This is a genomic window from Streptomyces sp. NPDC002181, from assembly GCF_042890485.1.
Classification (GTDB): Bacteria; Actinomycetota; Actinomycetes; order Streptomycetales; family Streptomycetaceae; genus Streptomyces.
In genome coordinates, this window is record NZ_JBIASC010000001.1 from 733,677 (window position 1) to 757,072 (window position 23,396).

The 23,396-nt window shown below is 72.0% G+C and carries 22 protein-coding genes; 13 read left to right on the forward strand and 9 right to left on the reverse strand.

What is annotated here, in order from left to right; translation table 11 throughout:
* The first annotated feature begins 46 nt into the window (after positions 1-46).
* Entirely contained in the window at positions 47-628 is a 582-nt protein-coding gene (locus ACFYXV_RS03320; RefSeq protein WP_389381904.1) for a Uma2 family endonuclease, read from the forward strand.
* 110 nt (positions 629-738) lie between these two features.
* Here the strand turns inward: ACFYXV_RS03320 and ychF are convergent, their stop codons facing one another.
* Positions 739-1,827 (reverse strand): redox-regulated ATPase YchF, encoded by a 1,089-nt coding sequence (gene ychF, locus ACFYXV_RS03325; protein WP_382990815.1) that lies wholly within the window; start codon positions 1,825-1,827, stop codon positions 739-741.
* A 135-nt stretch (positions 1,828-1,962) separates the two neighbouring features.
* Between ychF and ACFYXV_RS03330 the strand changes: the two genes are divergently transcribed.
* Positions 1,963-2,514, forward strand: a complete 552-nt coding sequence (locus tag ACFYXV_RS03330) for a DUF6542 domain-containing protein (RefSeq protein ID WP_389381905.1) — start codon at positions 1,963-1,965, stop codon at positions 2,512-2,514.
* Here the strand turns inward: ACFYXV_RS03330 and ppgK are convergent.
* Both ppgK and ACFYXV_RS03340 read right to left on the reverse strand, forming a co-directional pair.
* Positions 2,511-3,266, reverse strand: a complete 756-nt coding sequence (gene ppgK, locus ACFYXV_RS03335; RefSeq protein ID WP_385475746.1) for a polyphosphate--glucose phosphotransferase — start codon at positions 3,264-3,266, stop codon at positions 2,511-2,513. The two genes, ACFYXV_RS03330 and ppgK, sit on opposite strands and share 4 nt — an antisense overlap.
* 26 nt (positions 3,267-3,292) lie before the next feature.
* A complete protein-coding gene (locus ACFYXV_RS03340; RefSeq protein ID WP_385475744.1) occupies positions 3,293-4,297 on the reverse strand; it encodes a 4-hydroxy-3-methylbut-2-enyl diphosphate reductase in 1,005 nt (334 codons plus the stop codon).
* 86 nt (positions 4,298-4,383) lie between these two features.
* Here ACFYXV_RS03340 and ACFYXV_RS03345 point away from each other — a divergent pair, with 86 nt between their 5' ends.
* From ACFYXV_RS03345 to ACFYXV_RS03360, 4 genes are all read left to right on the forward strand, one after another.
* A complete protein-coding gene (locus tag ACFYXV_RS03345; protein ID WP_385475742.1) occupies positions 4,384-5,814 on the forward strand; it encodes an APC family permease in 1,431 nt (476 codons plus the stop codon).
* A gap of 137 nt (positions 5,815-5,951) precedes the next feature.
* The gene (xseA, locus tag ACFYXV_RS03350) at positions 5,952-7,190 is read left to right on the forward strand and encodes an exodeoxyribonuclease VII large subunit (protein ID WP_385475740.1); all 1,239 of its coding nucleotides are present in this window, start codon (positions 5,952-5,954) and stop codon (positions 7,188-7,190) included.
* A complete protein-coding gene (locus tag ACFYXV_RS03355) occupies positions 7,187-7,441 on the forward strand; it encodes an exodeoxyribonuclease VII small subunit (protein ID WP_385475738.1) in 255 nt (84 codons plus the stop codon). The genes xseA and ACFYXV_RS03355 overlap by 4 nt, the downstream gene beginning before the upstream one ends.
* Before the next feature lie 118 nt (positions 7,442-7,559).
* The gene (locus ACFYXV_RS03360) at positions 7,560-8,150 is read left to right on the forward strand and encodes a malonic semialdehyde reductase (protein ID WP_389381906.1); all 591 of its coding nucleotides are present in this window, start codon (positions 7,560-7,562) and stop codon (positions 8,148-8,150) included.
* A gap of 106 nt (positions 8,151-8,256) precedes the next feature.
* Here the strand turns inward: ACFYXV_RS03360 and ACFYXV_RS03365 are convergent, their stop codons facing one another.
* The gene (locus tag ACFYXV_RS03365; RefSeq protein WP_389382112.1) at positions 8,257-8,799 is read right to left on the reverse strand and encodes a DUF4245 domain-containing protein; all 543 of its coding nucleotides are present in this window, start codon (positions 8,797-8,799) and stop codon (positions 8,257-8,259) included.
* Positions 8,800-9,023: 224 nt separating this feature from the next.
* Here ACFYXV_RS03365 and glpX point away from each other — a divergent pair, with 224 nt between their 5' ends.
* Positions 9,024-10,055 carry a class II fructose-bisphosphatase gene (glpX, locus tag ACFYXV_RS03370; protein ID WP_385475734.1) on the forward strand — a complete coding sequence of 344 codons (1,032 nt, stop codon included), beginning with the start codon at positions 9,024-9,026 and terminating at the stop codon, positions 10,053-10,055.
* An 89-nt stretch (positions 10,056-10,144) separates the two neighbouring features.
* Here the strand turns inward: glpX and ACFYXV_RS03375 are convergent, their stop codons facing one another.
* The 3 genes from ACFYXV_RS03375 to ACFYXV_RS03385 form a co-directional block, all read right to left on the reverse strand.
* The gene (locus ACFYXV_RS03375) at positions 10,145-10,543 is read right to left on the reverse strand and encodes a WhiB family transcriptional regulator (protein WP_078622249.1); all 399 of its coding nucleotides are present in this window, start codon (positions 10,541-10,543) and stop codon (positions 10,145-10,147) included.
* Between the two features lie 168 nt (positions 10,544-10,711).
* Positions 10,712-11,332 carry a TIGR03086 family metal-binding protein gene (locus ACFYXV_RS03380; RefSeq protein ID WP_385475731.1) on the reverse strand — a complete coding sequence of 207 codons (621 nt, stop codon included), beginning with the start codon at positions 11,330-11,332 and terminating at the stop codon, positions 10,712-10,714.
* 69 nt (positions 11,333-11,401) lie between these two features.
* On the reverse strand, positions 11,402-12,079 hold the full coding sequence (locus ACFYXV_RS03385) for a DUF1707 domain-containing protein (RefSeq protein ID WP_385475729.1): 678 nt from the start codon (positions 12,077-12,079) through the stop codon (positions 11,402-11,404).
* Between the two features lie 160 nt (positions 12,080-12,239).
* On the opposite strand from ACFYXV_RS03385, the gene ACFYXV_RS03390 reads away from it, so the two are divergent.
* Complete coding sequence (locus tag ACFYXV_RS03390; protein ID WP_389381907.1) at positions 12,240-13,907, forward strand: fumarate hydratase; 1,668 nt, start codon at positions 12,240-12,242, stop codon at positions 13,905-13,907.
* Here the strand turns inward: ACFYXV_RS03390 and ACFYXV_RS03395 are convergent.
* Positions 13,904-14,404 carry a hypothetical protein gene (locus ACFYXV_RS03395; protein ID WP_389381908.1) on the reverse strand — a complete coding sequence of 167 codons (501 nt, stop codon included), beginning with the start codon at positions 14,402-14,404 and terminating at the stop codon, positions 13,904-13,906. The genes ACFYXV_RS03390 and ACFYXV_RS03395 overlap by 4 nt on opposite strands.
* Positions 14,405-14,457: 53 nt before the next feature.
* On the opposite strand from ACFYXV_RS03395, the gene ACFYXV_RS03400 reads away from it, so the two are divergent.
* Complete coding sequence (locus ACFYXV_RS03400) at positions 14,458-15,219, forward strand: glycerophosphodiester phosphodiesterase (RefSeq protein WP_385475723.1); 762 nt, start codon at positions 14,458-14,460, stop codon at positions 15,217-15,219.
* Positions 15,220-15,358: 139 nt separating this feature from the next.
* Here ACFYXV_RS03400 and ACFYXV_RS03405 read toward each other — a convergent pair whose 3' ends face one another.
* Complete coding sequence (locus tag ACFYXV_RS03405; protein ID WP_385475721.1) at positions 15,359-16,894, reverse strand: ricin-type beta-trefoil lectin domain protein; 1,536 nt, start codon at positions 16,892-16,894, stop codon at positions 15,359-15,361.
* A 105-nt stretch (positions 16,895-16,999) separates the two neighbouring features.
* Here ACFYXV_RS03405 and ACFYXV_RS03410 point away from each other — a divergent pair, with 105 nt between their 5' ends.
* From ACFYXV_RS03410 to ACFYXV_RS03425, 4 genes are all read left to right on the forward strand, one after another.
* The gene (locus ACFYXV_RS03410; protein WP_385475719.1) at positions 17,000-18,403 is read left to right on the forward strand and encodes a class II fumarate hydratase; all 1,404 of its coding nucleotides are present in this window, start codon (positions 17,000-17,002) and stop codon (positions 18,401-18,403) included.
* Positions 18,404-18,506: 103 nt separating this feature from the next.
* Entirely contained in the window at positions 18,507-19,202 is a 696-nt protein-coding gene (locus ACFYXV_RS03415; protein WP_385475717.1) for a DUF402 domain-containing protein, read from the forward strand.
* A gap of 252 nt (positions 19,203-19,454) precedes the next feature.
* Entirely contained in the window at positions 19,455-21,842 is a 2,388-nt protein-coding gene (locus tag ACFYXV_RS03420; RefSeq protein ID WP_389381909.1) for a SpoIIE family protein phosphatase, read from the forward strand.
* 58 nt (positions 21,843-21,900) lie between these two features.
* Positions 21,901-23,364, forward strand: a complete 1,464-nt coding sequence (locus ACFYXV_RS03425) for a catalase (protein WP_389381910.1) — start codon at positions 21,901-21,903, stop codon at positions 23,362-23,364.
* The last annotated feature ends 32 nt before the right edge of the window (positions 23,365-23,396 follow it).

The following is a 23,396-nucleotide window of genomic DNA, read 5'->3' on the forward strand; positions in this document are numbered from 1 at the left end:
AGTCCGTTCGCCCCTCAGTCCGGGCCGCAGCCGCTACCGTGAAGCCATGACCGGACTGCCCGACTGGATGCGCCCGCCGCGCGCGGAAGGCTGGTTCGCGGAGGACCTCGACCGCCTCCCCGAGGCACCCCGCCACACCGAGCTGATCGACGGAGCCCTCGTCTTCATGATGTCGCCACAGAGGTGGTGGCACGGCCACCTCGTCACCATGCTCACGGTTGCGCTCATGGAGCAGGTGCCCTCGGACACCAGGGTCGGCCGCGAGATGACCATCAAACTCGACCCGCGCAACCGTCCCGAACCGGACCTGCTGGTGACCACGGCCGACTTCGACGGTGACCGCACCTGGTTCGCTCCCGAGGACGTCCAGCTCGTCATCGAGGTGGTCTCTCCCGAATCCGCCCATCGCGATCGCACGGTAAAGCTCCGCAAGTACGCGGAGGCCGGCATCCCGCACTGCTGGTGCATCGAGGAGGAGGACGGAGCACCCGTCGTCCACGTCTACGAGCTCGACGAACCCACCGGTTCCTACGCCCCCGCCGGGATCTTCCGGGGCACCCTCCAACGCCCGGTGCCCTTCAAGGTCAGCCTGGACCTCGACAAGCTCACACCGCCCCGAAGCAGCTGAAATTCAGCACCAAGCAGCACGGGAATGCAGAAGGGGTCGGACTCGCCAGAGCCCAACCCCTTCCGACCTGCACATTTGACGGAATTATCTAACGTGCAGCACAAGGACGACTACACGTTGAAGCGGAATTCGACCACGTCGCCGTCCTGCATGACGTAGTCCTTGCCCTCCATGCGGGCCTTGCCCTTGGCGCGGGCTTCGGGGACCGAGCCGCACTCGACCAGGTCCGCGAAGGAGATGACCTCGGCCTTGATGAAGCCGCGCTGGAAGTCGGTGTGGATCACGCCGGCCGCCTCGGGGGCCGTGGCGCCCTGCTTGATCGTCCAGGCGCGGGTTTCCTTCGGGCCGGCCGTCAGGTAGGTCTGCAGGCCCAGCGTGGCGAAGCCGACGCGGCCGAGGGTGGCCAGACCCGGCTCCTCCTGGCCGACCGACTGGAGGAGCTCCAGCGCCTCCTCGTCGTCCAGCTCCGAGAGGTCCTGCTCCAGCTTGGCGTTCAGGAAGATCGCCTCGGCCGGGGCGACGAGGGCCGACTGCTCCGCCTTGAAGGCGTCGTCCGTCAGCTCGTCCTCGTCCACGTTGAACACGTAGAGGAACGGCTTCGTGGTCAGCAGGTGCAGCTCGTGCAGCAGGTCGCCCTGCTCCGTGCCCTTCGTGATGCCGTGCGAGAAGAGGGTGTCGCCCGCTTCGAGGATCTTCTGGGCCTTCTCGACCGCCGCCAGGACCGCGACCTTGTCCTTCTGGAGGCGGGACTCCTTCGTCAGGCGCGGCACCGCCTTCTCGATGGACTGCAGGTCGGCGAGGATCAGCTCGGTGTTGATCGTCTCGATGTCGTCCTTCGGCGAGACCTTGCCGTCGACGTGCACGACGTTCTCGTCCTTGAAGGCACGGATGACCTGGCAGATCGCGTCCGACTCGCGGATGTTCGCGAGGAACTTGTTGCCCAGGCCCTCACCCTCCGAGGCGCCGCGCACGATGCCCGCGATGTCGACGAAGTCGACCGTCGCGGGGAGGACGCGCTGCGAGCCGAAGATGCCGGCGAGGACCGCCAGGCGCGGGTCCGGGACGCCGACGACGCCGACGTTCGGCTCGATGGTGGCGAACGGGTAGTTGGCCGCCAGCACGTCGTTCTTGGTCAGGGCGTTGAAAAGGGTCGACTTGCCGACATTCGGCAGGCCGACGATTCCGATCGTGAGCGACACGTTGGCGACTTCCCGTAGCTGGAGGGGGCGGCGGCCCGGGAGTGGGCCACCGGACAGTTTACTTTCCGATGAGTGGCAGTCGTTGTACGCGTGTCCCCACACCGATACCGCGCTCGGCCCGCCTAGCTTGGTGGGGTGGAGCACTACAAGACGCGTTCGGTGGATCACCCGCAGCGACAGCAGCCGGAGCGGCAGCAGCCGCGGCGCCCGGCCCCGCCCATCGGCGGCGTGCCCGCCCAGGGCGGCGGCGGCCGGCCCCGGCCCGCGCCGGCCGGGCGGGTGCGGGTACGGGTGCGGATGCCCCGGCCCCGGCTGACCGGGCTCGGCGGCGGCCTGTTCGCCTGCGTCGCGATGACCCTGGCCGGCGGGATCGCCTGGCTGCTGTTCGGCGGCTCGCTGCTCGCGTACGGGCTGCTCTTCCTGCCCGTCGCGGCCGCCACCGCCCTCTGGGTGCGCCCCGCCGACCTGATCACCGCGCCGATCTCCGCGCCGATCGCCTTCGCCGCCGGAGTCTGGCCGATCTCCGGCGGCTCGGGCGGCTTCGGCGCGGAGGTCATGGGCATCGTGTCCGCCCTGTCGCTGCACGCGGGCTGGCTGTACGGGGGGACCCTCGTCTCCGCACTGATCGTCGTCGTGCGGAAGGCCGTGCTGATCTCCCGGCGCCGGCTCCCCCGCCGGGCCGTCTAGGGGGCGTCGCCCGCCGACCCCCGCGCCGCCATCGCCGCGCCCACGATCCCCGCGTTGTTCTGGAGCTTCGCCGGCACGATCTCGGCCCGTACGTCCTCGATCAGCGGAAGGAACTTCTCCGGCTTGCGGCTGACGCCGCCGCCGATGATGAAGAGGTCCGGGGAGAAGAGCATCTCCACGTGCTCCAGGTACCGCTGCACCCGGTGCGCCCAGCGCTCCCAGGTCAGGTCCCCGTCCTCCTTGGCCTTCACCGACGCCTTCTTCTCCGCGTCGTGGCCCTTCAGCTCCAGGTGGCCGAGCTCCGTGTTCGGCACGAGCCGGCCGTCCGTGAACAGCGCGCTGCCGATGCCCGTGCCCAGCGTCAGCATGATCACCGTCCCGCCGCGGCCCTTGCCCGCGCCGTACGTCATCTCCGCGATCCCGGCCGCGTCCGCGTCGTTGAGCACCGTGACGGGCTGCCCCCCGAGCCGCTGCGAGAGCAGGGTGGCCGTGTCGACGCCGATCCAGCCCTTGTCCATGTTGGCCGCCGTACGGGTGACCCCGCCGGTGACCACCCCCGGGAACGTCACCCCCACCGGACCGTCCCAGTCGAAGTGGCGCACCACCTCGACGACACAGCCGGCCACCCCGTCGGGGGTGGCCGGCTGCGGTGTCAGTACCTTGTGGCGCTCCTGCGCCAGCTCGCCGCGGTCCAGGTCCGCGGGAGCACCCTTGATCCCGGAACCGCCGATGTCCACACCGAAGATCTGCATGGAATCACCGTACGAAACGAAACGGGCTACTTCTCGGCGACCAGCGAGGCCGCTTCGGCGCGCAGGTCGCGGCGCAGCTCCTTCGGCAGGGAGAAGGTGATGGACTCCTCCGCCGTCTTGACGATCTCCACGTCGGCGTAGCCGCGGGCGGCCAGCCACTCCAGGACCTCCTCGACCAGCACCTCCGGCACCGAGGCGCCCGAGGTCAGCCCGACCGTGGTGACACCCTCCAGCCAGGCCTCGTCGATCTCGCTCGCGAAGTCCACGAGGTACGCGGCGCGCGCGCCCGCGTCCTTGGCCACCTCGACGAGGCGGATGGAGTTCGAGGAGTTCTTGGAGCCGACGACGATGACGAGGTCGGAGTCGGCGCCCATCACCTTCACCGCCGCCTGGCGGTTGGAGGTGGCGTAGCAGATGTCGTCGCTCGGCGGCGAGACCAGCAGCGGGAACTTGGTCTTGAGCGCGTCGACCGTCTCCATCGTCTCGTCGACCGAGAGCGTGGTCTGCGACAGCCAGACGACCTTGGACTCGTCGCGGACGTTGACCTTCTCCACGTCGTGCGGGCCGTCGACGATCGTGATGTGGTCCGGGGCCTCGCCCGAGGTGCCGATGACCTCCTCGTGGCCCTCGTGGCCGATGAGGAGGATGTCGAAGTCCTCGTTCGCGTAGCGGATCGCTTCCTTGTGCACCTTGGTGACCAGCGGGCAGGTCGCGTCGATCGTCGCCAGCTTGCCGCGCGCCGCCTCCTCGTGCACCACCGGTGCCACGCCGTGCGCGGAGAACATCACGATCGAGCCCTCGGGCACCTCCTCCGTCCGCTCGACGAAGATGGCGCCCTTCTTCTCCAGGGTCTGCACGACGTACTTGTTGTGCACGATCTCGTGGCGGACGTAGACCGGCGCGCCGTACTGCTCAAGGGCCTTCTCGACGGCGATCACGGCTCGGTCCACGCCCGCGCAGTAGCCGCGCGGGGCGGCGAGCAGGACGCGTCGGGAAGCGGGAACAGGGGCGGCAGCAGTCATGCGGTCCATCGTACGGGGGTCTCCAGGAGGCCGGGCGTCGCCCATTCGGCACAGACTGGGTCGAACGTACGAGCCGACCGCCCCTCGGAGGAATGATGGCGTCCGTGACGGATCCCGGTACGGCGCCGAAGGCGGCCCTCCGGCGGAGCCTCGGATTCCGCGACCTGGTCGTGTACGGGCTCCTCTTCATCGCCCCGATGGCCCCGGTCGGGGTCTTCGGCACCCTCGACGCCACATCGCACGGCGCCGTCGCGCTCGTCTACCTCTGCGCGACGGTAGCGATGGCCTTCACGGCCTTCAGTTACGCGCAGATGGTCCAGGTGGCCCCGCAGGCCGGCTCGGTCTTCACGTACGCCCGCAAGGGGCTCGGCGAGGGCGCCGGGCTGATCGCGGGCTGGATGGCGATGCTCGACTACCTGCTGATCCCGGCGGTGGCGTACCTCTTCTCCGGGATCGCGATGAACGCCCTCGTCCCCGAGGTGTCGCGGTGGGTGTGGACGGCGCTGGCCGTGGTGGTGACCACCGCGCTGAACCTGTGGGGCGTGCGGGCGGCCGCGCGCGTGGGTTTCGCCGTGCTGGCCATGGAGATCGCGGTACTGCTGGTGTTCGTGGTGTCCGCGGTGACGGTCCTGGTCCGGGACGGGTCGCAGCGCGGCTGGCTGTCGCCGCTGACCGGGGACGGGTCTCTGGGCTTCTCCCTGTCGGCCGTGCTGGGCGCGGTGTCGGTGGCGGTCCTCTCGTACCTCGGCTTCGACGCGATCGCCTCGTTCGCGGAGGAGGTGACGGGGGGCTCGGAGCGGGTGGCGCGGGCGGTGCTGTTCTGCCTGGCGCTGGCCGGGGTGCTCTTCTTCGTGCAGAGCTACCTCGCGGCGCTGCTGATGCCGGTGTCCTCGGCGCAGCTGGCGGCCGATCCGGCCCAGCAGGGACCGGCCTTCTACACCGCGGTGGAGTCCTCGGTCGGGACCTGGCTGCACGATCTGGTCGCGGTCAGCAAGGCGATCGGAGCGGCCTTCGCGGCGCTGGCCGGGCAGGCGGCGGCGGGCCGGCTGGTGTTCGCGATGGCCCGCGAGCGCCGGCTGCCGGGGGTGCTCGCGCGCACCTCGGACGGGACGCCGCGGCCGGCCCTGCTGGTGGCGGCGACGATCACGCTGGTCGCGGCGGTGTGGGCGGCGCGGCGCGACGACGGGCTGGACCAGCTGGTCTCGGTGGTCGACGTGGGCGCGCTGGTGGCGTTCACGCTGCTGCACGCCTCGGTGGTCGGCTGGTTCGTGGTCAAGCGCGGGGCGGGGGCCCCGGTCTGGTGGAAGCACCTGCTGCTGCCGGTGCTGGGGGCGGCCGTGACGGTCGCGGTGATCGTGGAGGCGGCCTGGACGGCGCAGGTGGTGGGCGCGGTCTGGCTGGCGGCGGGGCTGGCGGTCCTCGCGGTCCAGGGCACGCGCCGGGACGGGGGCGGGGGCGAGACCGGGGGCCGGGGCGAGGCCGGGGGCGGGGGCGAGACCGGGGCCGGGGGTGCGTCCGCAAGCTGATCCGAGAGCCGGGGCGGAGCCCGGCGGTGCGGGCCGGACGGATCCCGGCGCCTCAGGACCGACCGGATCCCGACACCGTCACCGGCCCCTGAGGCGCTGTCAGTGTGGCTGTCGGCGCGGGCGGATAGCCTGCGCACATGGGTCTGAATACGTCGGCTGACGCGCCGCTGCCGGTCGGCAAGGTGTCCCGGCTCATCGGGGGCTGGATCGACCGGCTGGGCCAGGTGTGGGTGGAGGGGCAGATCACGCAGCTCTCGCGGCGGCCGGGGGCGGGGGTGGTCTTCCTGACGCTGCGCGATCCCTCGCACGACATCTCGCTCAGCGTCACCTGCTTCCGCCAGGTCTTCGACGAGGTCGCGGACGCGGTGACGGAGGGCGCGCGGGTCGTCGTCCTGGCCAAGCCGGAGTGGTACGCCCCGCGCGGGCAGCTCTCGCTGCGGGCCACGGAGATACGGCCCGTCGGCATCGGCGAGCTGCTCGCCCGGCTGGAGAAGCTCAAGCGCTCCCTCGCCTCGGAGGGGCTCTTCGCGCTGGACCGCAAGAAGCCGCTGCCGTTCCTGCCGCAGCTGATCGGGCTGGTGGTCGGACGGGCCTCGGCGGCCGAGCGGGACGTACTGGAGAACGCCCGGCGGCGCTGGCCGGCGGTCCGCTTCGAGGTGCGGAACGTGGCGGTCCAGGGGGTGAACGCGGTGCCCCAGGTGATCCGGGCGGTCAAGGAGCTCGACGCCCTGGACGAGGTCGACGTGATCATCGTGGCCCGCGGCGGCGGCAGCGTCGAGGACCTGCTGCCTTTCTCCGACGAGGAGGTCGTGCGGACCGTCGCGGCGGCCCGTACGCCCGTGGTGTCGGCGATCGGGCACGAGCCGGACTCCCCGCTTCTGGACCTCGTCGCGGACCTGCGGGCCTCCACGCCCACGGACGCCGCGAAGAAGGTGGTCCCGGACGTGGGCGAGGAGCTGGAGCGGGTGCGCCAGCTCCAGGGCCGTGGGCTGCGGGCGGTGCGCGCTCTGCTCGACCGGGAGGAGCGGGGGCTCGCGCACGCGCTGGCCCGGCCGGTCTTCGTCCATCCCCAGCGGATGGTGGAGACGCGCGAGGCGGAGCTGGAGGCCCTGCTGGGGCGCAGCCGGCGGACCCTGGGGCACCTGCTGGACCGCGCGGATTCGGAGCTGGCGCACACCCTGGCCCGGGTGGTGGCGCTGTCTCCGGCGGCGACGCTGGAGCGGGGGTACGCCGTGCTCCAGCGGGCGGACGGGCACGTGGTGCGCTCGCCGGAGGAGGTCTCGGGGGACGAGGTGCTGCGGGCGCGGGTCGCGGAGGGCGAGTTCTCCGTACGGGTGGATTCGATGGACGACACACACAAGGCGGGACGGGAATGACGGAAACCGATACCTCGTTGGGGTACGAGCAGGCCAGGGACGAGCTCATCGAGGTCGTCCGCAAGCTGGAGGCCGGCGGGACCTCCCTGGAGGACTCGCTCGCGCTCTGGGAGCGCGGCGAGGAGCTCGCGCAGGTCTGCAGGCGCTGGCTGGAAGGCGCACGCGCCCGGCTCGACTCGGCGCTGGCGGCCCGGGAGGCGGGGGCCGACGGGCCCGGAGGGGGCGGGGAGGGCGACGGGCGGGACGCCTGAGCAGCCCGCCAAACGTGATGTGAGTCATCCTCCAGCAGATTTAGTTGAAAGTTCTACAACTTTCGGCTTACAGTCGGGGCATCGCTTCACCTCCGCATGTATGGAAGAAGGCTTTCCGATGTCTCTCGTTCTCGACTCCGCCGCCCAGGACCTGCTGTTCCGCGAGGCCCGCACCGCCAACTCGTTCTCCGACGAGCCGGTGACCGAGGAGCAGGTCCAGGCGATCTACGACCTGGTGAAGTTCGGCCCCACCGCCTTCAACGGCACCCCGCTGCGCATCACCCTGGTCCGTTCCCCCGAGGCCCGCGAGCGCCTGGTGAAGCACATGGCCGAGGGCAACCAGGCCAAGACCGCCGCCGCGCCGCTCGTCGCGATCCTCTCCGCGGACAACGAGTTCCACGAGGAGCTGCCGCGCCTGCTGCCGCACTTCCCGCCGGCCAAGGACATGTTCTTCTCCGAGCGCCCGGTGCGTGAGCAGTCCGCGCTGGTGAACGGCGCCCTCCAGGCCGCGTACTTCATCGTGGGCGTTCGCGCCGCCGGCCTGGCCGCGGGCCCGATGACCGGCGCCGACCTCGCCGGCATCCAGAAGGAGTTCCTGGACGCCGACCACACCCCGATCATGGTCGTCAACATCGGCAAGCCGGGCGATGACGCCTGGTTCGACCGCTCCCCGCGCCTGAGCTTCGACGAGGTCATCACCACCGTCTGAGACTGAGCCCGCGCCCGGCTCCGAGTCCGGACACGTACGCGGAAAGGCCGCCCCCCGACATCCGGGGGGCGGCCTTCCGCGTACGTACCGCCGGCTCACATCACCGCTACGCGCCCTGCTTCGGCGCCTGCTGGGTCTCCTGCTTGAACTCCAGCGCCGCCGCCATCGCGCCCAGGTCCTCGAAGGAGGCCGTGCCGGTCACGGCCGTGGCGTAACCCTGCTCCTGCCGGACGAGGGCGTCGTACTTCTCGCCCTCCCAGCGCTCCCAGGTCAGGTCGCCGATCTGCTGCGTCTGCCCGGTGGGCTTCGCCTTCTGGGTGACGGAGGTCAGGTGCTTGGCCGAGGCGTCGCTCGACTGCTCGATCGCGACGTACTGGCCCTTCGGGTCCAGGAAGCCCAGGTGCCAGGCGTTCGCCGCCTTGCGGTCGTACGTCACCGAGGTCGCGCGCCACTCCGCGGGGAGCCCCACGGGCACCGCCACCGGATACGGCGCCGCGCGCCGGGCGGTGATCGTCTCCACCCGGTAGTCGACCACGTGTGTCGGATCGGACTTCTCGTCATGCGGGACGAAGATGTAGATCCCCGCGACGACGACACCGATCACCGCCAGCGACCGGACCATGTCCCAGACCGTCTGCTTGCCCTTCATACCTGCCACGCCACCATCGTCCCCCATGACCGGGAGTGATCTCCGCCGGGGTCGGCGCGGCGCCCGCCCGGGTCCGCCGGCCGGCGCGCAAGATGTCCGCTCACGCCAAACGCCTGACCGATATTCCGCTCATACGTGACCCGGTCTGCTCAATTTGTCGACGTACCGATAGAGTTCCAGCACCCTCACTTCCCGGCCGTCGCCGTACAGAAAGGTGCGCTCCGATGACCGAGCACAACCTGCCGCCCCAGCTCGAAGTCTCTCCGGAGGCCCCCGACCGCAACCTCGCCCTGGAACTCGTCCGGGTGACCGAGGCCGCCGCCATGGCCGCGGGCCGGTGGGTCGGGCGCGGCGACAAGCTCGGCGCCGACGGCGCCGCGGTCAACGCGATGCGGACCCTGATCTCCACCGTCTCGATGAACGGCGTCGTCGTCATCGGCGAGGGCGAGAAGGACGAAGCCCCGATGCTGTTCAACGGCGAGCGGGTCGGCGACGGCACCGGCGCCGAGGTCGACATCGCGGTCGACCCGATCGACGGCACCACCCTGAACGCCAAGGGCATGCCGAACGCCATCGCCGTGCTGGCCGCCGCCGACCGCGGCGCCATGTTCGACCCGTCCGCGGTCTTCTACATGGAGAAGCTGGTCACCGGCCCCGAGGCCGCCGACTTCGTCGACATCAACGCGCCGGTCTCGGTCAACATCCGCCGCGTCGCCAAGGCCAAGAACATGGCCGTGGAAGACGTCACCGTGATCATCCTGGACCGCCCGCGCCACGAGGGCATCGTCAAGGAGATCCGCGAGACGGGCGCCCGGATCAAGTTCATCTCGGACGGCGACGTCGCGGGCTCGGTCATGGCGGTGCGCGAGGGCACCGGCGTGGACCTGCTCCTCGGCATCGGCGGCACCCCCGAGGGCATCATCTCGGCCTGCGCCATCAAGTGCCTCGGCGGCACGATCCAGGGCAAGCTGTGGCCCAAGGACGAGGCCGAACGCCAGAAGGCCATCGACGCGGGCCACGACCTGGACCGGGTCCTGCACACCGACGACCTGGTCTCCGGCGACAACGTGTTCTTCGTCGCCACCGGCATCACGGACGGCGAGCTGCTGCGCGGCGTCCACTACCGCTCGGAGACCGCGACCACGTCCTCGCTGGTCATGCGCTCGAAGTCGGGCACGATCCGGCAGATCGACTCGACCCACCGGCTGTCGAAGCTGCGCGCGTACAGCGCGATCGACTTCGACCGCGCCCAGTAGGAGCCTGCGAACAGGGCAGCAGGTACGGCGAGAGGGGCACCCACCGCGTGCGGCGGTGGGTGCCCCTCTCGCTCTCGTACGTACGGGGCTCAGCCCGCGGCGGCTATCGGCCCGGCCCCCGGCGCTTGGCGCAGTTCCGCCGCGCGGCGCCTGCGGCGGGCCAGCACCACGCGGCGCTCGGCCGCGGTGAGCCCGCCCCACACCCCGTACGGCTCGGGCTGGAGCAGTGCGTGCTCGCGGCAGGCGACCATCACGGGGCAGCGCGCGCAGACCCTCTTCGCGGCCTCCTCGCGGGAGAGCCGGGCCGCCGTGGGCTCCTTGGAGGGGGCGAAGAACAGCCCCGCCTCGTCCCGGCGGCACACCGCCTCCGCGTGCCATGGGCCGTCGTCTTCCCTCGCCGGCACCCGTGGCTTCGGTACTGCGGCCGGACGCGCCTGAAGGCTCGGTACGGCGGCTACCTGCAGGGACTGATGCGGCGGATGCGGCACGGCCTACTCCTGACGACGTATACGCAAGCGAGAGACGATGCACCTGTCCCTACCCGCTGTGCGCGCCCCTAAGCACTGCGTGGACCGGGGGCGCCGCCCCGCCGAACTTCGACCGAAACGCGACGGCTGCGCACGTCGTCGCGCGCCCGCGCACGCCCGCGCGCGGGCTCATTCCTGACGGTCGCCCCCACGCGCGTCCGGCGGCGTCCAGTCGGGCCGGCGGCCGAGGTACGCGAGCAGCGCCGCGACCGGGTCGGCGGCGGCATCGGGCGCCGGCAGCAGCGCCGGGCCGTACGCGAACCCGCGCAGGGGCTCCGCGAGGGCCTCCGCCGCCGGGCGCAGGGCCGCGGCGAGGGCCGGGGTCAGCGGGGAGGGCAGGCCGGTGGCGACGGCGATGTCCCAGGCGTGGACGGCGGCGTCGAGCGCGGCCGCACCGACCGCGATCTCGGCGGGGACGGTGAACGGGGGCAGCGGTACGGCGACCTCCGCCGTACCCGGCGCGACGCCGGCGAACGCCTCCGCCGCGGCGTCGAGGGCCGGCGCCAGCAGCTGCGCGGGGGCGGCGGCCAGGACGCCGGAGGGCGCGAAGGGATCCTCGGCCGGACCCGGACCGCCGGTGAGGCGGGCGGCGTAGCCGAGCTGGTCGCCGGCCGCGTGCTGCAGCACTTGGCCGACATTCCACCGTTCGCACGGCGTCGGGCGGTCCCAGCCGTCGGCGGGCACTCCGTCGACGACGGAGCGCAGCACCGCGTGCGCGTGATCGAGCAGGTCCCACTTGGATGCGGTCATGGGCCGATCCTAGGGTCGGACCAGGCCAAGTAGGCCGGATCCCACGGCAGTTCCCACGTGCCGGGAGGGCTACCCCTGGAGCCGCTTGCGCAGCTTGAGCGCCAGGTCGACGAGGCGGGCGCCCAGCTTGGGCCGGGCCTCGATGTTGCCCAGCAGGGCGAAGCCGCGGATGATCACCACCGGCGCGGCGGGGTCGATGCCCTCGGCGCGGCCCTCGCCGTGCACCTCGAAGTTGCCGAGGATCCCGCTGCCGTAGCCGCGGAGCGTCACGTTCTCCGGGACCGTGATCTCGACGTTCCCGAGCACGCTCGTCACGTCGATCTCGGTGACCTGCTGCTCGAAGACGGCCTCGGTGAGGTCGATGGTGACGTCGCCGAGGACGGAGACCACGCGGGTGTGCGCGCCGGGCCGCCAGCGGCCCTTGCGGGTGGAGCTGCTGCACACGGCGACCACGGTCTCCGAGACGGGGGCCTGGCCGGCGGCGGGAGCCGGGGCCGGGTGCACCCCGTACGCGGGCGCGGCGGCGGGGCCGCCGGGTGCCGGAAGGTCCCGTACGAGAACCTCCAGCTCCCCCACGGTCTTCACGGCGTACAGCGAATCCAGCCGCTCGGAGTGCTCGTCGGCGGTCAGCCGGCCCTCGGCGAGGGCATCGGCCAGGATGTGCGCGATCCGGTCGCGATCGGCGTCGGAGGCCCGCAGTCCGGCGGGGGCGGCGGCAGGCGCGACAGGCTTCTTTTCCAGGTCCACGTCAGCCAGCATAGCGATACGCGATAGATCGCGATAGTCCTCGGCAGTTGACAGTGAGCCTTACCTCACAGACACGGCCGGGGACGGAGGTCCTACGCTGGACGGCAGCGCTGCCAAATGGTCGCCAGCGCCGTCTGCCGAGTGAGGAATGACTGCCGTCATGCCAGAGTTTGCGTACACCGACCTGCTGCCCCTGGGCGAGGACACCACCCCCTACCGTCTGGTGACCTCGGAGGGCGTGTCGACGTTCGAGGCCGACGGCCGTACGTTCCTCAAGGTCGAGCCCGAGGCGCTGCGCAAGCTCGCCGAAGAGGCGATCCACGACATCCAGCACTTCCTGCGCCCCGCGCACCTCGCACAGCTGCGCCGGATCATCGACGACCCCGAGGCCTCGTCGAACGACAAGTTCGTCGCCCTCGACCTCCTCAAGAACGCGAACATCGCGGCGGCCGGCGTCCTGCCCATGTGCCAGGACACGGGCACGGCGATCGTGATGGGCAAGCGCGGCCAGAACGTGCTGACGGAGGGCTCCGACGAGAAGGCCCTGTCGCGCGGCATCTACGACGCGTACACGCGCCTGAACCTGCGCTACTCGCAGATGGCCCCCCTCACCATGTGGGAGGAGAAGAACACCGGCTCGAACCTGCCCGCGCAGATCGAGCTGTACGCGACGGACGGCGGCGCGTACAAGTTCCTCTTCATGGCCAAGGGCGGCGGCTCGGCCAACAAGTCCTTCCTCTACCAGGAGACGAAGGCGGTCCTCAACGAGGCCTCCATGATGAAGTTCCTGGAGGAGAAGATCCGTTCGCTGGGCACCGCGGCCTGCCCGCCGTACCACCTGGCGATCGTGGTCGGCGGCACGTCGGCGGAGCACGCGCTCAAGACCGCGAAGTACGCCTCGGCCCACTACCTCGACGAGCTGCCGCGCGAGGGCTCCGAGCTGGGCCACGGCTTCCGCGACGAAGCGCTCGAACAGCAGGTCTTCGAGCTGACGCAGAAGATCGGCATCGGCGCGCAGTTCGGCGGCAAGTACTTCTGCCACGACGTCCGCGTCGTCCGCCTGCCGCGCCACGGCGCGTCGCTGCCGGTGGCCATCGCCGTCTCCTGCTCGGCGGACCGCCAGGCCACCGCGAAGATCACCGCGGAGGGCGTCTTCCTGGAGCAGCTGGAGCGCGACCCGGCCCGCTTCCTCCCGGAGACGACGGACGAGCACCTGGACGAGTCGGCCGACGTGGTGTCGATCGACCTGAACCAGCCGATGGACGACATCCTCGCCACGCTCACCGAGCACCCGGTGAAGACCCGCCTGTCCCTGACCGGCCCGCTGGTCGTGGCGCGCGACATCGCGCACGCCAAGATCAAGGAGCTGCTGGACTCGGGCGCGGAGATGCCGCAGTACCTGAAGGACCACCCGGTCTACTACGCCGGCCCGGCGAAGACCCCCGAGGGCTACGCCTCGGGCTCCTTCGGCCCGACGACGGCCGGCCGCATGGACTCGTACGTCGAACAGTTCCAGGCGGCGGGCGGCTCGAAGGTCATGCTGGCCAAGGGCAACCGCTCGCAGCAGGTGACGGACGCGTGCGCCGCGCACGGCGGCTTCTACCTCGGCTCGATCGGCGGCCCGGCGGCGCGCCTGGCCCAGGACTGCATCAAGAAGGTCGAGGTCCTGGAGTACGAGGAGCTCGGCATGGAGGCGGTCTGGAAGATCGAGGTCGAGGACTTCCCGGCGTTCATCGTCGTGGACGACAAGGGCAACGACTTCTTCCAGAACCCCGCCCCGGAACCCACGTTCACCCACATCCCGGTCCGCGGCCCGGGCCTGGCCTAACCGCCCCGGCCGCCCCGCACAGAGCCCCTGGCCCCCGGCCGGGGGCTCTCGCCGTCCCGGCCGTCCCACCCCGCCGGGCGGTTTCCGGTAACGGAAACCCGACCCTCCGGCAGGGGTCCGTGGATGCGGTCGCGGTCTACCGGCACACGGCCGAGCGCTGCGCGCAGTAGGACCGCCTCGACCGGGGTGGCCTCGAAGCCGTGGGTGCGGGCGTGGACGAGCTGCGGGAGCGAAAGGGCCATCAGCTCGCGGAGGCGCTTGAGGGGAACGCCGTGCGGGCCGCCGGCCTCCAGGCGCACCGTCCCCTCGCGCGCCACGATCTCCTCGCGGATGTGGTGCGGAGCCGGTCCCCAGCCACCCTCGCACGCCTGCGTCCCGGACACCGGGCAGTAGTGCTGCCACTCCCAGCGCAGGCGGCCGTCGGCGATGCGCTGCCAGGACTCGTCCCGGCAGGACGGGCACGGTGTGCAGTGGAACGTCATATGGTGTTCGGCCATCGGTGCAGCATGCTGTACCGGGGCGGTCGCCGCATGCGGATAACGTCTGGGGCATGAGTTCACTCGCCACCGCCCGCGACGTGCGGGTCATCGCTCATCGGGGGGCTTCCCATGAGCATCCCGAGCACACCCTGGCCGCTTACCGGCAGGCCATCGACGACGGCGCCGACGCGCTGGAGTGCGACGTACGGCTGAGTGCCGACGGGCGGCTCGTGTGCGTGCACGACCGGCGGGTGGAGCGGACCTCCGACGGGCGCGGGGTCGTCTCCGCCATGACGTACGAGGAGCTGGCCGGGCTCGACTTCGGCGGCTGGAAGGGCGAGGCGCACCGCGGGGCTCAGGTCCTGCTCTTCGAGGACCTGCTGAAGGAGGCACTGGCCGCCGACCGGCCCGTCGGGCTGGCCGTCGAGACGAAGCACCCGACCCGCGCCGGGGGCAGGCTGGAGGCCGAGCTCGTACGGGTCCTCAAGGAGCACGGGCTCGCCGACGGCTCCGACGGCCGCGTCGAGGTGATGAGCTTCTCCCGCAACGCCCTGGTCAGGCTGAACCGGCTGGCCCCCGGGCTGCCCGCCGTGTACCTCATCGAGCGGGCGGTGCGGCCGCCGAGGCCGCCCTTCGCCGGGCACGCCGGTCCCGGTATCGACCTGCTGCGCAAGGATCCGGGGCTGGTGGCGCGGCTGAAGGCCAAGGGGCTGCGCGTGCGCGTCTGGACGGTCGACGAGCCGGAGGACGTCGAGCTGTGCGTGCGGCTGGGTGTGGATACCTTGATCACCAATCGGCCGCGCGAGGTGCGGGAGCATCTGCGCCGGTTGTGAGCCGGGAGCCGTTGCGGAGCTCCGGCAGCCGGTGCCGGGAGCCGGGGCCAGGAGCCGGTGCCGGCAGCCGGGAGCCGGGGGCGGACACCCGGCCGGCGTGGCCGACCGGGTGTGGGGGGTGCGGGTGGTGCGGGGCGGGTTACGCGAAGCGCTGGGTCGCCGCGCCGTTGCAGGTCTGCAGGCGCAGCTGCTCGTGGGCGGCGGCCACGGTCAGGCACATGCCCGGGGCGGCCGCCGGCCGCAGGGTGGCGCCGTCGCGGACCCATTGCTGGTTCGCGCCGCCGTGGCAGTTCCAGATGATCAGGCCCGTACCGGCGCCGTAGTTGGCGCCCGGGGCGTCCAGGCAGCGGTCGTGGGTGAGTTCGACGTGGACGGACTTCCGTGCGGAGTCGTACCACCAGCCCTGATTGCGGCCGCCGTGGCAGTCCCAGCCGATGACCTTGGTCTCGTTGGCGCTGGAGCCGCCGTTGGAGTCGAGGCAGTTGCCGGTCGCCTGGTTCTTCAGCGGCGCGTAGAGGGAGTCCCACGCCCCGGCCTGGAGTACGGGCGTGCCCGTGCTCGCCGGGTCGGCGCAGGAGGCCTCGCGCAGGCCCGAGTCGTAGAGCTGGGTCAGGCAGGACGCGAACGCGCCGTGGCCCCGGTAGTTGGGGTGGAAGGACTGGCGGGCGGTGTTCTCGTCCCACGGGAAGTGGTCCCCGAGGTCCAGGTAGAGGCCCCGGGCCCAGGTGTCCTCCATGCACACCTCGTGGCCCTGGAAGAGGCGCGAGTTGTCCAGGTACGTGGCCCCCGAGGCCAGCGCCGCCGCGCGCATGCCCTTCTCGAAGGTGGGCACCGCGTAGTTGCGGCCCCAGGCGGCGTCGGAGTCGTAGCCGGCGCAGCCTCCGGGCAGCTTGCCGGGGAAGTTCGGGTTGTCGTAGAAGTCGGGGCCGATGGGGCTCGGGTAGCCCATCACGACGAGCTTGTAGTCGGAGTCCGCGTAACCCGCGTCGCGCATGACCGTCTTGAGGTCGGCGACCGTCGCCTCCACCTTGGGCTTCAGGCCGTCCACGCGCGCCTGCCAGCCCGGTCCGTACTTGGGCTCGCAGGTGCCCTGGCTGAGCACCCACCGGGTCACGCAGTCGGTCATGACCGGGCCGAACTGGAGGTCGTCGTTGGCGCCGGCGACCAGCAGCACCATCTTGATCTTCGTGTTGCGCGCCTTGACGGCCAGGCTGTCGCTCTGCACCAGCTCGTCGGCGTACTGCTTGCTGCCGCCGATCCGGATGTTGCCGGTGTAGCCGCCGGAGCAGGCGACGTTGAAGGTCAGGTCGGCCGGGATGCCGGTGCGGTGGATGGCGGAGTCCGGCGAGCGGTGGCACTGGTTGTTCGGGGTGTTGGTGGCCGGATCGTAGTTGCCCACGCCCTCGCCCGAAATCTCGCTGTCGCCGAGCGAGATCAGGCCGGTCTTGCGCTCGTTCAGCGGGCGGATCGCCGGGTCGCCGTAGATCTTGACGGCCTCCGCCGCGCGGATGGCCTCCAGCTCGGGCGAGAGCGGGGCGGCTGCCGCGCCGGACGCGGTGGAAGTGGCTGCCTGGGCCATGGGGGTGATGGCGGTGACGCCCCCGAGGACGGCCGCGATCGCCGCGGCCGCCGCGACGGTAGACCTGAGCCCGGGTCTCGTACGTACACGTGTCATGAACGTCTCCCCTGTCGGTGTTACCCACGGTATTTACTGGCCGGTAGGGGACTTGGGAACACTTCGAACAAGACAATTGCTCAACTTTTTGAGGAGGCAATGAACATGACCGACGATCAGAATCAGGTCGCCCACCGGATCGAGCACGACTCGATGGGCGAGGTACGGGTCCCCGCGCACGCCAAGTGGCGGGCCCAGACCCAGCGCGCGGTGGAGAACTTCCCCGTCTCCGGACAGCGCCTGGAGCGCGCCCACATCGAGGCCCTCGCCCTCGTCAAGGCCGCGGCCGCCGCGGTCAACGCCAAACTGGGCGTGGTGGACGAGGACATCGCCGACGCGATCCGCTCCGCCGCCTCCGAGGTGGCCGAGGGCCGCTGGGACGAGCACTTCCCGGTCGACGTGTTCCAGACCGGGTCCGGGACCTCGTCCAACATGAACGCCAACGAGGTCATCGCCACCCTGGCCGGCGAGCGGCTCGGCCGCGAGGTCCACCCCAACGACCACGTCAACGCCTCGCAGAGCTCCAACGACGTGTTCCCCTCGTCCATCCACATCGCCGCGACCGCCGCCGTCACCCGCGAGCTGATCCCGGCCCTGGAGCACCTCGCCGCCGCCCTGGAGCGCAAGGCGGCCGAGTTCGCCGAGGTGGTCAAGGCGGGCCGCACCCACCTGATGGACGCCACCCCGGTGACCCTGGGCCAGGAGTTCGGCGGATACGCCGCCCAGGTGCGCTACGGCGTCGAGCGGCTGCGCGCGGCCCTGCCGAGGCTGGCCGAACTGCCGCTGGGCGGGACCGCCGTGGGCACCGGGATCAACACCCCGCCCGGATTCTCCGCCGCCGTGATCGCCGAAGTGGCCGCCGCGACCGGGCTGCCGCTGACCGAGGCCCGCAACCACTTCGAGGCCCAGGGCGCGCGGGACGCGCTGGTGGAGACCTCGGGGGTGCTCCGCACGATCGCCGTGTCCCTGACCAAGATCTCCAACGATCTGCGCTGGATGGCCTCGGGACCGCGCACGGGATTGGCCGAAATCAATCTCCCCGACCTCCAGCCGGGCTCCTCGATCATGCCGGGGAAGGTCAATCCGGTGGTCCCGGAAGCCGTACTGATGGTCGCCGCACAGGTGACCGGGAACGACACGACCGTCGCCGTCGCGGGCGCGGCCGGCAATTTCGAGCTCAATGTGATGCTCCCGGTGATGGCCAGAAACCTGCTGGAATCGATCCGGCTGCTCGGCAACGCGAGCCGCCTGCTGGCCGACCGCACGGTCGACGGGATCACCGCGAACGCGGCCCGGGCCAGGGAGTTCGCCGAGTCCTCCCCTTCCGTGGTGACCCCGCTGAACCGGTACATCGGCTACGAGGAGGCGGCCAAGGTCGCCAAGAAGTCCCTCGCCGAACGGAAGACGATCAGAGAGGTCGTACTGGAGGGCGGGTACGTGGACCGGGGCGACCTGACGCTGGAACAGCTGGACGAGGCCCTCGACGTCCTGCGCATGACGCGGCCCTGAAAACGTTTCTCCCCAGGGGCCGGATCCGGTCGTTTCCCGTCCCCGCGCACCTCCGTGACCTGCACCGCAGCGGGCGCAGGGGCCCCCGCCCTAAGATCTGCGCATGACAGGTACCGGAGGCCGCGGGGGCGGCGACGCGCAGGGCACCCGCTGGCGGCCGGGCGAGCAGGTCCTGTGGCGCTACCGCGACCACGCCCCGGACCTGAAGGGCGCGGTCCACATCTGCCGCCCGGTGACGGTGGTGCAGGACACCGCCGACCTGCTGGCGGTGTGGATGGCCCCCGGCACCGAATGCGTCAAGCCGGTGCTGTCCGACGGCACCCCCGTCCACGAGGAGCCGCTCGCCACCCGGTACACCGCGCCGCGCACCACCGCGAGGTCGCGCTGGTTCGGCGCCGGCGTGCTCAAGCTCGCCCGGCCCGCGGACCCGTGGTCGGTGTGGCTGTTCTGGGACCACGGCTGGCGGTTCAAGAGCTGGTACGTCAACCTCGAAGAGCCGCGGACCAGGTGGTCCGGCGGGGTGGACTCGGTGGACCACTTCCTGGACATCTCCGTCTACCCGGACCGTACGTGGAAGTGGCGGGACGAGGACGAGTTCGCGCAGGCCCAGCGGTCCGGTCTGATGGACGCTGAACAGGCCCGCCGGGTGCAGGCAGCGGGGCGGGAGGCGGTGGACGTGATCAAGGCCTGGGGGCCGCCGTTCTCGGACGGCTGGCAGGACTGGCGGCCGGATCCGGCGTGGGGTGTTCCGGCCCTGCCCGAGGACTGGGACCGCACTCCGGCGCATATGACCTCATGAGACCCTTGATGCGCCCCCGGGGTTCAACCGTAAGATCTCCCTCCGCAAGGGTCGCGCGCGGGAGGGGAACGGGGCACCGAATCCGTAAATGTCGTGCCGTACGCGGGACTTGACCGGAGGTCAACAGAGCGAGAGGTAACGAGCGGGACGCGGAACCGCGGGGCGGTGGTGTCCCCGCCGCTGAGCGGGTATACCGCGACTGACCGAGTTGAGTGCAGCGCACATCGAGCGCAAACGGACGGAATTCCACGCGTGACGGAGTACCCCACCTCGCAGGAGGGCCCGCAGCCTGCCGCGGCCGCCGCGACACCGGCGCCGGGCGGCCCCGGCATGCCTGCACCTTCCGGCGGCCGTGCGGACGAGCCGGGCCACGGCAAGGCCCCCGTCCCCGCGGCCGAGGCCGTACGCGGCTCGGCCGCGCCCGGCGACGACCCGGTCCGCTCGGACGTCCCGCGCCCACGCGGCGAGGGCGTACCCGCGACCCCCCAGGACGGCACGCCCCGCCCGGCACGCGGCCGCGCACGCGGTACGGCGGCCCAGGGCTCGGCCGGCCGCCGCGGCCGCGACGGGGAGGCCGCGCGGGCCGCCGCGCACGCGGCGGCCGCCCACGGCGAGGACCCGGCCGACGGGTCCGCCGGACGGGCCCGCGGGGCCCGCGGCGGGTCCGAGGGCCTCCCGGCGGCGATACCGGGCGCCTCCCGCCCCCGCGAGACCCCGGCCGAAGCCGTGGCCGCGGCCGCGTCCACGGGGCGCCCCGGCGCGGACGCCGGGCCGGCGTACGGCGGCCAGGACGGTGCGGACGCCGCGGCGGCGTACGGAATCCAGGGCGCCGGTGGCGTCGACGGCGCGGCCGCCGCGGCCGGGCCCGGGCCCGACGGCGGGGTGGCCCGGCGCGAAGGCGACCGGCTGCGGTTCGTCGGCGCCGCGACCCGGCGGATCGCCCGCGGCATCGACCTCGACGAGATCGTCCTCGGCCTGTGCCGGGCCACCGTGCCCACCTTCTCGGACGCCATCCTCGTCTACCTGCGCGACCCCCTGCCGGTCGGCGACGAGCGCCCCGTCGGACCGGTCGTTTTAAGGCTGCGCCGCACCGACCGGCTCCGGCCGATCGACGACCTGACGGGAGCCGAGGGCGCCGCGGCCGCGGGGGCCGCGGGCGAGCTCGATTTCAGCCAGCTGCCGCTGGTCGGCCCGCAGGGCGACCTGCCCGCGGCGGAGCTCTGCGAGATCCGCCCCGGCGGGGCCCTCGCCGAGGTCCTGCGCGGCGTACGGCCCGTCTTCGGGTCCGCCGCCGGGGCCAAGGACGCGCTGCCGGAGCTGCTCGGCTCGGAGCACCCCGTACCGCGCGGCCAGCGGGCCATCCTCGCGCCGCTGCGCGGCCGCCGCCGCGTCATCGGCTCGGCGGTGTTCCTGCGCAGCCCGGAGCGGCCCGCCTTCGAGCAGAACGACCTCCTGGTCGCCGCCCAGCTGGCCACGCACACCGCGCTCGGCATCGACAAGGCGGTCCTGTACGGCCGCGAGGCGTACATCGCCGACGAGCTCCAGCGCACGATGCTGCCCGACAGCCTCCCCCAGCCCACCGGGGTCCGGCTCGCCTCCCGCTACCTGCCCGCCGCCGAGACGGCCCGGGTCGGCGGCGACTGGTACGACGCGATACCGCTGCCGGGCAGCCGCGTCGCGCTCGTCGTCGGCGACGTCATGGGCCACTCCATGACCTCCGCCGCGATCATGGGCCAGCTCCGCACCACCGCCCAGACCCTGGCACAGCTGGACCTGCCGCCCGCCGAGGTCCTGCACCACCTGGACGAGCAGGCGCAGCGCCTCGGCTCCGACCGGATGGCCACCTGCCTGTACGCGGTCTACGACCCGGTCTCGCACCGGATCACCATCGCCAACGCCGGCCACCCGCCGCCCGTGCTCCTGCACCTGGGCGGTCGCGCCGAGGTGCTCCGCGTACCCCCCGGCGCCCCCATCGGCGTCGGCGGCGTGGACTTCGAGGCCGTGGAGCTGGACGCGCCCGCCGGGGCCACCCTGCTGCTGTACACGGACGGCCTGGTGGAGTCCCGGCTGCGCGACGTGTGGACCGGCATCGAGCAGCTGCGCGAGCGCCTGGCCACCACCGCCCAGCTGACCGGCCTGGACCATCCGCCGCCGCTGGAGGCGCTCTGCGACGACGTCCTCGACATGCTCGGCCCGGGCGACCGGGACGACGACATCGCGCTGCTCGCGGCCCGTTTCGACGGGATCGCGCCCAGTGACGTCGCGTACTGGTTCCTGGACCCGGAGGAGACCGCTCCGGGGCGGGCCCGCCGGTTCGCCCGCCGCGCCCTGACCCGGTGGGGTCTGGAGGAGCTCCAGGACTCGCTGGAGCTGCTGGTCAGCGAGGTGGTCACGAACGCCGTGCGGTACGCCGAGCGGCCCGTGACCCTGCGCCTGCTGCGGACGGACGTGCTGCGCTGCGAGGTCGGCGACGACTCCCCGCAGCTGCCGCGCCAGCGCCGGGCGCGGGAGACCGACGAGGGCGGCCGCGGGCTGTTCCTCGTCAACCGGATGGCCCGCCGCTGGGGTGCGACCCGGCTGAGCAGCGGAAAGGTGGTCTGGTTCGAGCTCGCGTTGCCGGGGGCGCATGATCGGCGTTGACTGGGTAGGCGCGCGAGGAGAGCCAGGGGGGATTCGTCGAGCCCGCGGGAGGACCCTCGTGACCCAGGACGCGCAGAAGAACCCGTACACGACGGACCACGCCGGGATCCCGGTGGAGAGCGACGAGCACTCGCTCACCCTCGGCCCCGACGGCCCGGTCCTGCTCCAGGACCACTACCTGGTCGAGAAGATGGCCCAGTTCAACCGGGAACGGGTCCCCGAGCGGGTGGTGCACGCCAAGGGCTCGGGAGCGTACGGCGTCTTCCAGGTCACCAACGACGTCAGCCAGTTCACCAAGGCGGACCTGTTCCAGCCGGGCCGGCGGACCGGGATGCTGGCCCGTTTCTCCACGGTCGCGGGCGAGCAGGGCTCCCCCGACACCTGGCGGGACCCGCGCGGATTCGCCCTGAAGTTCTACACGGAGCAGGGCAATTACGATCTGGTCGGCAACAACACGCCGGTCTTCTTCGTGCGCGACGCGAGCAAGTTCCAGGACTTCATCCGCTCGCAGAAGCGCCGGCCCGACAACGGGCTGCGCGACCACGACATGCAGTGGGACTTCTGGACCCTGTCCCCCGAGTCGGCGCACATGGTGACGTGGCTGATGGGCGACCGGGGCATCCCGCGCTCGTACCGGCACATGAACGGCTACGGCTCGCACACCTACCTGTGGGTCAACGGCGGCGGCGAGAAGTTCTGGGTCAAGTACCACATGAAGACCGACCAGGGCATCGAGTTCCTCACCCAGGCCGACGCCGACCGGATCGCGGGCGAGGACCCGGACCTCCACCGCCGCGACCTGTACGAGTCGATCGCGGGCGGCGAGTCGCCGAGCTGGACGATGTACGTCCAGGTCATGCCCTTCGAGGACGCCGCGGACTACCGGTTCAACCCCTTCGACCTGACCAAGGTCTGGCCGCACGGCGACCACCCCCTGATCGAGGTCGGCCGGATGACCCTGGACCGCAACCCCGAGGACTACTTCATCCACATCGAGCAGGCCGCGTTCGAGCCCTCCAGCCTCGTGCCGGGCATCGGCCCCTCGCCGGACAAGATGCTGCTGGGCCGGCTGTTCTCGTACCCGGACACGCACCGCTACCGGATCGGGACGAACTACGCACAGCTGCCGCCGAACCGGCCCCGCTCGCAGGTCGCCTCGTACGCGAAGGACGGCGCGATGCGGTTCGAGGCCTCGGCGGCGGCCCGCCCGTACGCGCCGAACTCGTACGGCGGCCCGGCGGCCGACACCGGGCGCTTCGGTGAACCGGCCGGCTGGGCGACGGCGGCGGGCGAGATGGTGCGCGAGGCGTACTCGCTGCGCCGCGAGGACGACGACTGGGGGCAGGCGGGCACGATGGTCCGGCAGGTGCTGGACGACGCGGCCCGCGAGCGCCTCGTCTCGAACATCGCCGGGCACCTGGAGGACGGGGTGAGCGCCCCGGTGCTGGAGCGCGCGGTGCAGTACTGGCGCAACGTGGACAAGGCGCTCGGCGACCGGGTCGCCGCGGCGCTCCGGGGCTGACGCCGAGGAGCCGGCGCGCCGGCCCGGGCGCG